Origin of the sequence: Phytohabitans rumicis, from assembly GCF_011764445.1 — a bacterium.
Lineage (GTDB): Bacteria > Actinomycetota > Actinomycetes > Mycobacteriales > Micromonosporaceae > Phytohabitans > Phytohabitans rumicis.
In genome coordinates this window covers 7,092,181-7,104,650 of the sequence record NZ_BLPG01000001.1, presented here as the reverse complement: position 1 = coordinate 7,104,650, position 12,470 = coordinate 7,092,181, and the positions used below count along the sequence as shown (strand labels likewise).

Sequence of the window (12,470 nt, the reverse complement as noted above, 5' to 3'; positions counted from 1 at the left end):
ACGCCGACCAGGCTTCCCGGCACACCTGCCGATCACCCTACCGCCTGGCAATCAATCGATGGCTCAGCCGTGCGCGGAACGGCTCCCGGCCGTATTCTGAGCGGTAGGTGAGCCGGGAAGCCTGGTCGGCAAAGTTACGCGCGAGTACCCGACCTGTGAGGCCACCGATGAACCTTCACCCCACTGCCACAAGCGGCGTTGGCACCTGGGCGGGCTGCGTGCACCACAGCGATCCGCTGGAGGTACGACATGTCCACACCCACCCATGAACTGGTTGGCCGCGCCCTGTGCGATAGCGACGGCCGGTCGGTCGGCACGATCACCGCCATCTACCAGTACCCGGACGAGCTGCGCGCCCCCTGGGGTGCCGCCGCGGTCACCCACGGCGTCCTGCGCCGATCGACCCATCTGGTCGACCTGGAGAACGCCGACCTGGACGCCGACCCGGTACGGGTGCCGCACACCCGTCGCACGATCACCACCGCCCCCAACTATCCGGCGCTGATCGGCGACACGCTCGCCGATCACCACGCCGCCGACGTCCGCGCCCACTACTGGGGCGCGGCGCAGCCGGCCTGACCCACGCGCCGCCGTCTTGGCCAGCACAGCGGCGCCCGCCGTACCCGGGGCGGCGCATCTCGCCACTGCGGTGAAGGAGGTCGAGTTGCTGCCCTCCACCCGTAGGCCGGTGGGCAAGCCGGTCCAGCTGACCGCCGCGGTCGTCACGGTCCTGGTCGCCGCGGCAGCCATCGCTTTGGCGCTGATCGCGAAGGGCACCTATGGTGCCGCGCGCGCCGAACAGTTCACCCGGCAGCCGGTCACCGCGCGGCTGCTGACGGACGCTGGCCGACCGGTGCTGGTACCTGGTGCACCTATGGCGGGGCGGGCCGCTGGTGCCGGCCCAGTGGGTCATGTCCGATCACCGCGCTCATGTCGGGGCGGTTCGGGTTGTGGCGTTCCAGCCACCCGGTAGCTGTGGCTCGACCGGGACGGGCGGCCGGTGCCGGCGCCCGCCTCGTACGGGCAGGCAGTCACCCGGACGGCTCTGGTGGTCGCTGTGGTGGGCCTGGGGTTCACGGTCCTGATCGCCGTTGTCGCTGCCGCTGTCGGGGCGGTCGACCGTCGCCGCCGCTACCAGGCCATCGACCGTGAATGGGAGCACGTGGCACCGCAATGGAACCGCCACCACCGCTGAACCCACATCGCGCTTCGAGCCTGCCGTGCCGGGCCTGCGGGGCAATTGCCCGGCCGGCGACGGCGCGGGCGCGGATAATGCCCTGATGGCCCGGCCACCCAACGACGACGCGCTGCGCAGGATGCTCGCCGAGGCGCGGGCACAATACGACCTGCACCCGACCGACTTCCTCGAAGGCGTCCTGACCGGCCTCAGCCAGATTTTCGACGACGACTCGTTTCGGGCGGTGCTGCGCCACGACGACCAAGCCACTCACGCCGGCGGCCGGTCCACGAAGGAAAGAGTCCGTCACTACTACCACGGCCTGACCGCGGCCCTGCAATGGGTGACCGGTGACGTACCAGCGCCGCCGCTCTCGCTCGTCCTGACACACCCAACCGACAACCACCCGCCGGATGCGTAGCACCCGGCTCTAGGCGGGCGCGCCCCGTCTACGAGCCGAGCGAGTGGGCGGCGTTGCCGCCAGGATCGGGTCGAGGTTGGCCGCCTACGTGCGGCGATCAAGGGCCCAGCCGGCGCGTCGCAGCCGCCACGTCCGGGCCCGCCCACACGTGATCCCGCCAGCAAACCGATGCCGGCACGCGTCGCGGGCCGGCCGGTGGCTCCGGCCGCTGTCCGGCTACCGTGTGAGCATGCCGCAGTCGCCGGGGTTATCGTGCCGGGTGGAGGTCCGCGGCGACACGGTACACCTGAACGTGGTGGGAGAACTGGACCACCAGTCCGGCGACGCGTTCGACCAAACGGTTCGGGCGGTGCTGTCCGGCCGCCCGACGATGCTGGTGTTGGACCTGACCGCCGTGACGTTCCTTTCTCTGGAAGGTGTCGCCGCCATTGTCGATGCGTGCTACCGCGCGGTAAACGGCGGTAGCACGCTGGCTATCCGTCCGAGCCCGCAGGTGGCGCGTCGGTTGCACAGCGTCGGGCTCGCCGAGCTGGTCACCGCCTACGACGCCGGGCAGGCCGGTCGGCCGGCAGCACCCGATCCGGCCAGGGACCGCAGCCCGTAACGTCCGGTGCCCGCTCATCCGGCGGATGACGTGGATGGCTCGATAGTGTGTGGCCTATGGCCGTATCGGACCGGTTGTCGTGTCAGGTGCGCGAACGCGCGGACGGGGTGCACCTGATCGTCACGGGTGAGCTCGACTACAGCAGCCGCGACGCGTTCAATATCGCGGTACGGGCCGTGCTCACCGGCTATCCGGGCGGTGTGGTGTTGGACCTGACCGCCGTACGTTTCGTGTCTTCGGAAGGCGCCAGCTCGCTGATCGACGCCGCGCGCCGGGCCGCCGACGCCGGAACCAGGCTGACCATCCTCACCAGCCCACCGGTATGGCGGCGCCTTGAGCTTCTCGGGTGACCCAAATCCTCACCCTGGCCGCCGACGACCGGCCCCCGTCGCAGCAGGTCCCGGCGCCGGGTCCGGAATAGGCTCGCCGCCGTACGGCGGGCGTCCACGTCTGGGCGACATTCGCGCTTTGGTCGCCACGATCAGCTCCCGGCCGCTACTGTGTGCCGGCTACACCGGCGCAATGTTCGGGTCCTGCCCGGTGTGGGGCCTGGCGGTGTCCGTCCCATCGTCATCGAGACGCGCCGGGCCGGTACGGCCGTCGGGGAGCCGAGTCACCCTTCGGGCCGCGACAGCGTTGAGTGTGCTGTGCCCGTTGTCCGTAACCCCCGGGCGGGAAGGGGGATGCCCGTGAGCGACGAATACGACGACTCCGGCGATCAGGCCGCACAGGACCAACCCCGCGATACGACGCGCTCGTGGCAGCCCGACACCAGACGGCCCGCTACCGGCGGCAGGGCGGTGGACCGGCTCCGCTCGAATCAAGGACGCTGGCACCGGGACCAACCCCGCTGACCGCCCGCCACTGAGGTTCGTCTCCTTCCGCTACGCCGAGGGGCAGGTGGGCGAACCCCTGGACGACAGGGGACGGGTTGCGTTCGAGGCACTGCACCCGAGCGCGGTCCACCGCCGCCGCTGGTCGGGTCATCGGTGAGGTTGCTGGTCGCGTGCGGGTGCCCGGTCGGGGTCCACACAAGATCGTTCGCAAGGCGGTCCGGACGCGGAGCGGCACCGCGTCGGGCGTGCGGAAGTGTCTCGTGTTCACCTGTTGGCCATCTAGCACATTACGGGCGCCGATATCGTCACCGGTAGACGGCGAACGGCCCCGGCTAGGGAGATGGCGATGCCGCGCGATCTGGAACAGTTTGAGCTGCTCAATACCCGCTCCCAGTTGCGGCGTGCGGCCGAGCACGCGTTCGCGTTCTACCGGGGTGCGATCTCCCGTGAGGAGTGCCAGCAGGTCATTGACGACTCGTACGAGTTGCTGGGCAAGAGCGCTCGGGTCAAACACCATCTGGTGCCGCTGGCACAGATGTGGACGATCGAGCGGCTGCGGCGGGTCGGGATCCTGGATCGCCGGTTCACCCGGACAGCGCCGGAGGTGCTGTTCGTCGACCGGCACGACACCCATGCGGCACCAATGGCGGCGGCGTTGCTGGCCAGCTACGCCCGTGGCCGGGTCCACGTCAGCTCGGCCGGCGACGAGCCGGTCAGTGCCATCGACCCGGACGTGGTACGGGTGCTGGCCGACCTTGGCGTCGATGCCGGGGAGGCGTTCCCGAAGCCGCTGACCGACGACGCCGTGCGCGGCGCGGATGTGATCGTGCTGCTGGCCGATGTCGCGGTCGTGGCGGGCTCGGAGGTGACCGGCCAGCTGCTGCGTTGGGATGTCGGCGCGTTGGAAGGCCAGCCCTACGAGGTGCTGGAAGCCGCCCGCGACGAGCTGGATCTGCGGGTGCTGCGTCTGCTCGCCGACGTGCTAACCACCGCCGGCACGGTATGAGCCCGCCGGGGACAGCAACGTCAACCGGTCACGGCCGACGGGTGTTGCGGGGCCGGGGACGCGTCGGTGCCTGCGGGGTGGGTAGCACCTCGGCCACCAACTCCCGCAACGCCCGCCGCCACTCGTCTAATGCCTCCATACCGGCCTCAGTGATCGTGTAGATGCGGATCCGCCGCCCGTCGCGCACCTGCTGCCGCGACGCCAGTAGCCCGGCCTGCTGCATGCGGTGCAGCGTCGGATACAACGTTCCCGGGCTGATCTGGTAGCCGTGGCGAGCCAGCTCAGCGGACATCCACGCGCCGTGGATCTCACCTTCGGCGGCGTGGTGCAGGATGTGCAGCTCTACCGCCCCGCGCAGGAACGACTTCACTTGTTACCGTCTCCCGATATCAGATCTTGGTCCAGCCTGCCGTTTGTCCGTAGGCCGCAGCTGAACACACCGTACGACCGCCGCGTGAGCACCGGTCACGCCCGCTGCGGCGAACACGCCACATGACCGGCGCGCAACCGCCCGGCTCGCCCGGGGACGACGAGCCGACGTCCCGGCCCGGCCGGCCGCCGGTGCGGGAGGTGGCCTGGCTGTTTCTCAAGCTGGGCACCATCGCGTTCGGCGGCCCGGCCGCGCACACCGCGATGATGCGTGATGAACTGGTGCGCCGCCGCCGATGGGTCACCGACCAGCGGTTCGTGGACCTGATCGGCGCCACCAACCTGATCCCCGGCCCGAACTCCACCGAGTTGGCCATCCACCTCGGCTACGACCGGGCCCGCTGGCGTGGCCTGCTCGCCGCCGGCATCTGTTTCATCCTGCCCGCCGCGTTAATCGTCACCGCGCTGGCCTGGGCGTACGTGACCTACGGCGACACCCCGCCGTGGCAGGGGTGCTCTACGGGATCGTCCCAGTGGTGATCGCGATCATCGCGCACGCGCTGGTCGGAATGTCCCGCGCCGCGGTCAGGAATATCCGGTACGGCCTGCTCGCGGTCGCGGCGCTGGCCGCGTACCTGGCCGGCGTCAACGAACTGCTCGTCCTTGCCAGTGGTGCCGCGTTGGCCGCCGGGGTACATCTGGCCCGCCACCGGCCGCGCCCGCCCGCCGCTCACGGGCTGCTCGCCGTGCCGGTGTTCACCGCTGGCGGGCAGCCGCTGTTCCCCGATCCCACCGCCGGGCAGTTGATCCAACTGTTCGCCACCATGCTCAAGATCGGCTCCGTGTTGTACGGCAGCGGCTACGTGCTGCTGGCGTTCCTGCGCGGCGACTTCGTCGACCGGCTCGGCTGGATCACCGAACAGCAGCTCATCGACGCCGTGTCCATCGGACAGGTCACCCCCGGACCGGTGTTCACCACCGCCACGTTCGTCGGCTACCTGGTCGCCGGCCCACCCGGGGCGTTCCTGGCCACCGTCGCGATCTTCCTGCCGTCATTCGTGTTCGTCGGGCTGCTGACCCGGCTCACCGACAAGCTACGCTCCACCGCCTGGACTGCGGCCATCCTCGACGGCGTCAACGCCACCGCTCTCGCCCTCATGGCCGGCGTCTCCTACCAACTGGCCCGCACCGCGATCATCGACCCGCTGACCGCCGCGACCGCTGTCATCACCCTCATCCTGCTGTGGCGCACCAGAATCAACAACGCCTGGTACATCGCCGCCGGCGCCGTCATCGGCCTCGCCCACACCCTCCTCGCCTAAGAGATCGCCAGCGCGCCGGACCCGGCCGGCCGTGTGGGAGCGGTTGGAGTCGTCCGGCATCGTCGGGTCCGAGCCGCCACGTCTGGTGTGCTCAGCGAGATCGACCGCCTGTCATCTTGCCGTGTCTGCCGGTGGTGGCCCTGGCCCAGATCTCACCAACACCGTTCTCGGCCAGGGACAGCACGGTCAGCACACTGGCTTGAAGGGCGGTGCCGATGCCGACGACCGCGCGGGTGAACCCGGGTACGCCGGCCCGCCGCAGCGCCTGCTGGTCGGTGCCGTCGGCGTGGGCGACGCGAGTGAGCCGGTCCGAGCATGCCTGCACGACCTCGGGGTTCTCGTCGATGCCGAGCACCTCATGGCCAAGGCGGGCCAGGCTCGCGGCGACCTGCCCGCCGAAACTTCCCAGGCCGATGACGACTACCCCGCCGTCGCGGGTGAGGGCTTTGCCGGTGGTAGCCAACGGTGGTCGCTCCTTTCTGGTATCGGGTCAACCGCTGCCTGCTGCGCTCGGCCGATGCGACGGTACGAGCGGGTGTCGTTCATGGCCTTTGGGCGGTGGTGTGCTGGCGGCTGCGGCGGCGCAGCATGAGCACTGCGATGGTGGCGGCGGTCAGGGAGGCGGCCAGCACGGCGGTGGCGGCGTGGGATCCGGTGGCCGCCTCGGGTAGGGCGAGTTCGGTGACCAGGAGGCTGACGGTGTAGCCGATCCCGCCGAGTACCGCTACCGGCAGCACGTCGGCCCAGCCGACCCCGTCCGGAAGGGCTCCGATCCGGGTCCGTACGGCCAGCCACGCCCCGCCCATGATGCCGACCGTTTTGCCAACCAGCAGGCCGGCGACGACGCCGTGGGCGACCGGGTCGGTGACCGCCTGCGGGATCGTGCCCAGTGGGATCCCGGCGGCGGCGAGCGCGAACAGGGGCACCACGATCCCTGCCGACAGTGGGTGCAGCCGCCGCTCCAGCCGCCGACCGGGAGCCTCGACCTCACCGGACCTGGGTCGTACGGGGTGAGCAGGCCCAGGGCGATGCCGGCCACGGTGGCGTGCACCCCGCTGGCGTGCACGCACACCCAGACCGCGACGGCGACCGGCACCAGCAGCCAGGCCGGGCTGCGGTGGCGTTGCGCCCACCAGTAGGCGGCGCACAGCACGGCGGCGCCGGCCAGCCAGGCCAGGCTCAGATGGTGGGTGAACAGCACCGCGATCAGGGTAATCGCACCCAGGTCGTCGATCACGGCCATGGACAGCAGCAGCACCCGTACCCCGGACGGCAACGCCGAGCCGGCCAACGCGAGCACCCCCAGGGCGAAGGCGATGTCGGTGGCGACCGGGATCGCCCACGCCCCACCCTCGGCCGCCGCCCCGCGGGAGGCCAGTAGCGCGATCCCCGCCGGCAGGATCATGCCTCCGGCGGCGGCCGCCAGGGGCAGGGCGGCGGCCCGCCACCCGGCCAGCTCGCCGACGGTAAGTTCCCGCTTGACCTCCAGACCGGCGACGAAGAAGAAGATCGCCAGCAGCCCGTCGGCGACCCACCCGGCCAGCGGCAGGTCCAGGTGCAGCCATCCCGGGCCGACCGCCACTTCGGTCTGCCACAGCGCCTTATACGAGCCGCCGGCCAGGTTCGCCCATAGCAGCGCGGCAGCGGTAGCGGCCAGCAACAGTTTCCCGCCGGAGGTTTCCTGCCGCAGATACTCGGTCAACGCGTCCAGACGGCCCGCGACCCGGCGCGCGGCGGCCAGGCGGGAACGGGAAAACGAGCGGCGAGGCATGAGAGGTGGGCCTTCCGGATCGGCGCAGCACAACGGACGCTGCCGACCCGACTTCCCGGCACACCTGAACGAATCCCACCCTACCCGGCCAGCGGTGAGGATCCCAGGCCACGCAGCACGAGCGGTGTCAGCCCGCCGGGTGGCTGCCAGCGCTGACCGGCGATGCAAGTCCAGACATGCGGCCACCGCGAACGGCTCGGAGGGCGCCGGGCCGATCGCAGCGCGCTGGCAGGGCTCAGGTGGTGTGGTCGGTGCGCTGCCACCAGCGGATGGTGCCGGTGATGGCGAGGATGGCGACGGTGGGGACGGTGAGGTAGCCGATCAGATGGGGTGTGGGTTGGTCGGGTCCGGCCAGGCCGGCGTGCAGGGCGGGTATCGCGTACGGGTACCAGCCGCCGTAGCCGAGGGCGGTGATGATCTGTGCGGTGAACGTGGCGGCGATCAGCGCGGCGATTCCGGGCAGGTAGCCGCGGCCGAGGCTGGCGGCCAGCCCGAACGTGATGGTCAGGGTGGTGGTGAGCAGCCCGGTGACGCCGATCCGGGCGACCCCGTACAGGGCGGCGGACGTGCTCCATCCGGGTAGTGCGAGCAGCGCGCCGACGGCGACGCCGAGGCCGGTCATGTAGAGGCACAGCAGCAGGCCCCAGGCGACCGCGACCGCGTATTTGGCGGTGACGATGGCGGCGCGTGGGGTCGGCAACGCGAGCAGGTCTTTGGCGGTGTGGTCGGCGAACTCCCGGCCGAACATCCACACCATGGTCATGCCGAAGATGAGGATCCCGCCCACGGCGATGATTTGGGCCAGCAGCCGCAGGTGGCCGTCCCAGTCCGGGGTGAGGGTGGCCAGTTGCGCCTTGTCGCCGAGCAGGCCGAGCGAGCGGGCCCGGCCAGGGTTGACGGAGATGAACATGAACAGCCCGCCGACGGCGACGCCGATGGTCGCGGCCAGCAGGGTGACCCAGGGCAGCCGGGACCGGCGCAGCTTGAGCCACTCCACGGCCAGCGCGGCGTTCACCGGCCGATCTCTTCTTGCTGGGCGGGGTCTTGCTGGTGCACGAGGCGTAGAAAGTATGCCTCCAGGTCCTCCTGTTCGATGTCGAGGCGGGTGGGTGGATGCCCGGCGTGCACCAACAGGGTGGCGATCTGGTCGGGCTGTTCCAGCGCCCGCCGATCGGTCACATGCAGGTGAGCTCCGTCGGAGTCGATGATCGGATGATGGCCAGCCACCCGCAGAGCGTGCGCCGCGCCGGCCAGGTCTCGGGAGGCGACGGCCAGACGTTGCTGGATGCGGGTGGTCAGCTCGGTGGTGGCTAGTTCGGTGATCATCCGGCCCTGGTGGATGACGCCGATGCGGGTGGCCAGTCGGGCGACCTCGGCCAGGATGTGGCTGGACAGCAGCACGGTGGTGCCCTCGGCGGCGAGGTGCTGCAGCAGATGCCGGATCTCGACGACGCCGGCGGGGTCGAGGCCGTTGGCGGGTTCGTCAAGGATCAGCACCCTTGGCCGATGGATCAAGGCTTTGGCCAGGCCGAGGCGTTGCTGGTTGCCCAGCGACAAGGTTCGGGCACGCCGGTTCGCGTAAGGGGCCAGCCCGAGCCGGTCGATGACCTCATCCGCGTGGTTGTGGCCGGGCAGGTGGCGTAGCCGGGCCGCCACACGAAGGTTCTGCACCACGGTCAGTTCTGGATAGGCGGCCGGCGTCTCGACGAGGAACCCGACCTCAGCCCAGATCGACGCGTCCGCGCCACGCAAGGGCCGGCCGAGCAGGTGGACCGTGCCTGTGGTGGGCGCGATCATGCCCAGCAGCACGCGGATGGTGGTGGTCTTGCCGGCGCCGTTGAGCCCGAGCAGCGCATAGATCTCGCCCGCCGCCACCCGCACAGTGATGCCGTCGACGGCCCGCACCGGGCCGTAGCACTTGACCAGGTCGCCTATTTCGATCGCCGCCGTACCCATGCCTGGCTCCCATCCTGAACACAGCAGGTTCGGTGCCGACCAGGCTTCCCGGCGCTCCAATACGTGCAGGGTAACCGACGCAGTCCCGAGGCCGCGGCCCGATTTTGCGTAGGGCTGGCGGGGCGTGGTGCGGTACCGTGTTGGCTCTGGAGTGCCGGGAAGCCTGGTCGGCGGTATCGATAACCGTTGACCGCTGAAAGGGCCCCGCCGATGCTCACCCAAATCCTGCTCGCTGCTGCCGGGCTCGCCCTGTTGACGGTTGCCGCCGACCATCTCGTGCTGGGGTCGTCGCGGCTGGCGACCCGCTTGTCGATTCCCCGGTCGTCGTCGGTGTGGTGGTCATCGGGTTGGGCACCTCGGCACCGGAGTTCCTGGTCTCCGGGGTCGCGGCAGCGCGCGGCGACACCGGGATCGCGGTCGGCAACCTTGTCGGGTCGAACATTTTGAACCTGACGTTGATCCTCGGCGTGGCCGGCCTGATCGGTTCGGTGGCCGTGACATCGGCGGTGATCCGCCGCGAAGTACCCCTGGCCGTGGCCGCGGTCGTCGTGCTCGCATTCCTAGCCTGGGCCGGACTATCCCCAATGACCGGCGCGGTGCTCGCGGTGTGCGCGGTCGGTGCGGTGATCCTGTTGCTGCGCTGGGCCGCCCGCGGTCGTGGTGACCGCGAGTTGGCCGAGGATGTGGAGGAGTTCACCGACGCCCCGGCCACTGTGGACGTGCCGGTCGCGGTATCGGCCCTTCCGGGCTGGGTGGAGCCGGTCCGTGCCGTGCTCGCCCTGGCCGGGGTGTTGGGCGGGGCCCAGCTACTCGTCGGCAACGCGGCCGAAATCGCCGCCGACATCGGTGTCTCCCAGGTCATCATCGGGTTCACCCTCGTCGCGGTGGGCACCTCGTTGCCCGAGCTGGTCACCGCGATCGCCGGGCAGCGGCGTGGTGAGTCGGATCTGGTCGTCGGCAACCTGTTCGGCAGCAACCTGTTCAACAGCCTGATCGGCGGCGCGATCGTCGGGCTCGCCTCCGGCGACGCCCCGGCCCAGGCGGGGGTCGCGCTGCTGGTGGCGATGATCCTGACCAGCGGGCTGGCCTGGGCGCTGCTACGCCGCGGCCTGACCCTCAACCGCTTCGAAGGGGCGGCGCTGCTGGCCGCCTACGTACTGACCCTGCCCATGCTGCTGTCCACATGACAGCCGCCGCACGCTGCGGGTTTGCCGGGATCCGGAAGGCCGCTGGCGTCAATGTCGGCCGGACGCCGCTCTGGAAGCCAGCCATGAAGGGATTTGACGATGTGGGGCATGAGCAGTGACATCGCCATCCACGCCGAGGACTTGACCAAGTTCTACGGCGACCGGCGCGGCGTCGAAGGACTGACCCTCGACGTCCACGCCGGACAAGTGTTGGGTTTCCTGGGCCCGAACGGGGCCGGCAAGACCACCACCATCCGGCTGCTGCTGGACTTCCTACGCCCCACCCGCGGCCACGCCACCGTGCTCGGCCTGGACCCGCGCCGGGACAAAGCCCTGCTGCACCGGCAGATCGGCTACCTGCCCGGCGAACTCGCCTTCCCCGGCCGGGACAAAGCCGAAGACCTGCTGCGGTTCTTCGCCGCCGCCCGAGGCGGCGTCGCCTGGAACCAGGTCACCACTCTCGCCGACCGCCTCGAACTCGACCTGTCCCGATCGATCCGCACCATGTCCAAAGGCAACAAACAGAAAGTCGGCCTCGTCCAAGCGTTCATGCACCAGCCCGCGCTACTCATTCTGGACGAGCCGACCAGTGGTCTGGACCCGCTGATGCAGCAAGAGTTCCTGGCCATGGTCGCAGATGCCCGTACCGACGGGCAGACCGTGTTCATGTCCTCCCACGTCCTGGCCGAAGTCCAACAGGTCGCCGACCGGGTCGCGATCGTCCGCGACGGCCGCCTGGCCGCTGTCGAACGCGTCGAATCGTTGGGCCGACGCGCGACCCGCACCGTCGAAATCCACTTCGACGACCCCGTCACCGGCGAAGAATTCGCCAGCCTGCCCGGCGTTAGTGATGTCGTGGTGTCCGGGCCGATCCTGCGCTGCACCGTCGACGGCCGGCTCAGCCCACTGATCAAAGCCGCCGCCCGGCACGAGGTCATCGACCTGCTATCGGCAGAACCCGACCTGGAAGAAACGTTCCTGTCCTACTACTACCACCAGCCCACCGATGTTCAGGCCGAAGGAGCCCGCTGATGCTGCCCGCACTCGTGGTCAAAACCTGGCGCGACGACCGGCGCGCCATCATCGGCTGGTCGGCCGGGATCGCCGCGTTCACCACCCTCTACACCGCCTTCTACCCCCAATTCCAAGGCGCCGCCGAACTCAAGAACGACGCCCTGCCCCCGGACATGCTCGAATTCCTCGGCATCCAAGACATGACCTCCGCCGTCGGCTACCTACAAGCCACCATCTACAGCCTCATCGGCCCCCTGCTGGTCATCATGGCCGCGATCACCCTCACCATGCGCACCATCGCCCGCCCGGAAGAAGACGGCGGCATGGAACTGCTACTGGCCAACCCGTTGACCCGCAAAGCGTTCGCCGCCCAACGCCTCGCCGCCGCAGCAACCGCGGTCACCGCGATCACCGCCGTGCCCTGGCTGCTCGTCGCGGTCCTCGCCCCCGCCACCGGGATGAACGTCCCACAAAGCAACATCGCCGCCACCAACGCCGGGCTGATCCTGCTGGTGTGGTGCTACGCCGGCGTCGCGTTCCTGGTCGGCGCCTGGACCGGACGCCGCGCACCGGTACTCGTCGTCACCGGCACCCTCGCCGTGGCCACCTACCTGGCCAACGCCGTCTCCGGGCTGCTCGACGGCGGCGACTGGCTCAAATGGCTGTCCCCGTTCCACTACTTCATCGGCACCGACCCGCTCCGCACCGGCTGGCACCCCGCCCACCTCACCCTGCTGGCCGCCGTCGCCGTCGCCACCGCCACTGCCGGGATCCGCGTGTTCGACCGACGCGACATCGCCGTCTAAA

General features: G+C 70.1%; 15 protein-coding genes and 2 pseudogenes. 12 read left to right on the top strand and 5 right to left on the bottom strand.

All coding sequences use genetic code 11. The annotated features are described in order from the left end of the window. Positions 1-249: 249 nt before the first annotated feature. The 7 genes from Prum_RS32385 to Prum_RS32355 all read left to right on the top strand — a co-directional run bounded on the left by Prum_RS32385 (position 250) and on the right by Prum_RS32355 (position 4,044). Positions 250-579 carry a hypothetical protein gene (locus tag Prum_RS32385; protein ID WP_173079902.1) on the top strand — a complete coding sequence of 110 codons (330 nt, stop codon included), beginning with the start codon at positions 250-252 and terminating at the stop codon, positions 577-579. Positions 580-595: 16 nt separating this feature from the next. Then, positions 596-973 (top strand): hypothetical protein, encoded by a 378-nt coding sequence (locus tag Prum_RS32380; RefSeq protein WP_173079901.1) that lies wholly within the window; start codon positions 596-598, stop codon positions 971-973. Between the two features lie 75 nt (positions 974-1,048). Next, positions 1,049-1,195, top strand: coding sequence for a hypothetical protein (locus tag Prum_RS32375; RefSeq protein ID WP_173079900.1), 147 nt, complete (start codon positions 1,049-1,051; stop codon positions 1,193-1,195). A gap of 85 nt (positions 1,196-1,280) precedes the next feature. Further along, positions 1,281-1,598: a hypothetical protein gene (locus Prum_RS32370; RefSeq protein ID WP_173079899.1), complete on the top strand. Its 318-nt coding sequence runs from the start codon at positions 1,281-1,283 to the stop codon at positions 1,596-1,598. A gap of 229 nt (positions 1,599-1,827) precedes the next feature. After that, positions 1,828-2,202, top strand: a complete 375-nt coding sequence (locus tag Prum_RS32365; protein WP_173079898.1) for an STAS domain-containing protein — start codon at positions 1,828-1,830, stop codon at positions 2,200-2,202. A gap of 56 nt (positions 2,203-2,258) precedes the next feature. After that, positions 2,259-2,552 carry an STAS domain-containing protein gene (locus Prum_RS32360; protein WP_173079897.1) on the top strand — a complete coding sequence of 98 codons (294 nt, stop codon included), beginning with the start codon at positions 2,259-2,261 and terminating at the stop codon, positions 2,550-2,552. Positions 2,553-3,384: 832 nt separating this feature from the next. Beyond that, a complete protein-coding gene (locus Prum_RS32355) occupies positions 3,385-4,044 on the top strand; it encodes an arsenate reductase/protein-tyrosine-phosphatase family protein (RefSeq protein WP_173079896.1) in 660 nt (219 codons plus the stop codon). Positions 4,045-4,072: 28 nt separating this feature from the next. Here Prum_RS32355 and Prum_RS32350 read toward each other — a convergent pair whose 3' ends face one another. Further along, positions 4,073-4,414 carry an Rv3488 family transcriptional regulator gene (locus tag Prum_RS32350; RefSeq protein WP_173079895.1) on the bottom strand — a complete coding sequence of 114 codons (342 nt, stop codon included), beginning with the start codon at positions 4,412-4,414 and terminating at the stop codon, positions 4,073-4,075. Positions 4,415-4,536: 122 nt separating this feature from the next. Here Prum_RS32350 and Prum_RS49865 point away from each other — a divergent pair, with 122 nt between their 5' ends. Both Prum_RS49865 and Prum_RS32345 read left to right on the top strand, forming a co-directional pair. After that, positions 4,537-4,953, top strand: coding sequence for a chromate transporter (locus tag Prum_RS49865; protein WP_218577429.1), 417 nt, complete (start codon positions 4,537-4,539; stop codon positions 4,951-4,953). Then, positions 4,950-5,735, top strand: a complete 786-nt coding sequence (locus Prum_RS32345) for a chromate transporter (RefSeq protein WP_218577428.1) — start codon at positions 4,950-4,952, stop codon at positions 5,733-5,735. Before Prum_RS49865 ends, Prum_RS32345 begins: the two co-directional genes overlap by 4 nt. Before the next feature lie 91 nt (positions 5,736-5,826). Here Prum_RS32345 and Prum_RS32340 read toward each other — a convergent pair whose 3' ends face one another. The 4 genes and pseudogenes from Prum_RS32340 to Prum_RS32325 form a co-directional block, all read right to left on the bottom strand. Further along, entirely contained in the window at positions 5,827-6,198 is a 372-nt protein-coding gene (locus Prum_RS32340; protein WP_173079894.1) for an NAD-binding protein, read from the bottom strand. Between the two features lie 79 nt (positions 6,199-6,277). Next, positions 6,278-7,506: pseudogene (nhaA, locus tag Prum_RS32335) on the bottom strand (Na+/H+ antiporter NhaA). 235 nt (positions 7,507-7,741) lie between these two features. Next, complete coding sequence (locus Prum_RS32330; protein WP_173079893.1) at positions 7,742-8,521, bottom strand: ABC transporter permease; 780 nt, start codon at positions 8,519-8,521, stop codon at positions 7,742-7,744. Next, the gene (locus Prum_RS32325) at positions 8,518-9,735 is read right to left on the bottom strand and encodes an ABC transporter ATP-binding protein (RefSeq protein WP_246278230.1); all 1,218 of its coding nucleotides are present in this window, start codon (positions 9,733-9,735) and stop codon (positions 8,518-8,520) included. Before Prum_RS32325 ends, Prum_RS32330 begins: the two co-directional genes overlap by 4 nt. Between Prum_RS32325 and Prum_RS32320 the strand changes: the two are divergent. The 3 genes and pseudogenes from Prum_RS32320 (at position 9,673) to Prum_RS32310 (ending at position 12,469) form a co-directional block, all read left to right on the top strand. Next, positions 9,673-10,649: pseudogene (locus Prum_RS32320) on the top strand (calcium/sodium antiporter). The gene Prum_RS32325 and the pseudogene Prum_RS32320 overlap by 63 nt on opposite strands. Before the next feature lie 108 nt (positions 10,650-10,757). Beyond that, entirely contained in the window at positions 10,758-11,681 is a 924-nt protein-coding gene (locus Prum_RS32315; protein ID WP_173079891.1) for an ABC transporter ATP-binding protein, read from the top strand. After that, on the top strand, positions 11,681-12,469 hold the full coding sequence (locus Prum_RS32310) for an efflux permease Rv1217c-related protein (protein WP_173079890.1): 789 nt from the start codon (positions 11,681-11,683) through the stop codon (positions 12,467-12,469). Before Prum_RS32315 ends, Prum_RS32310 begins: the two co-directional genes overlap by 1 nt. Position 12,470 lies beyond the last annotated feature (1 nt).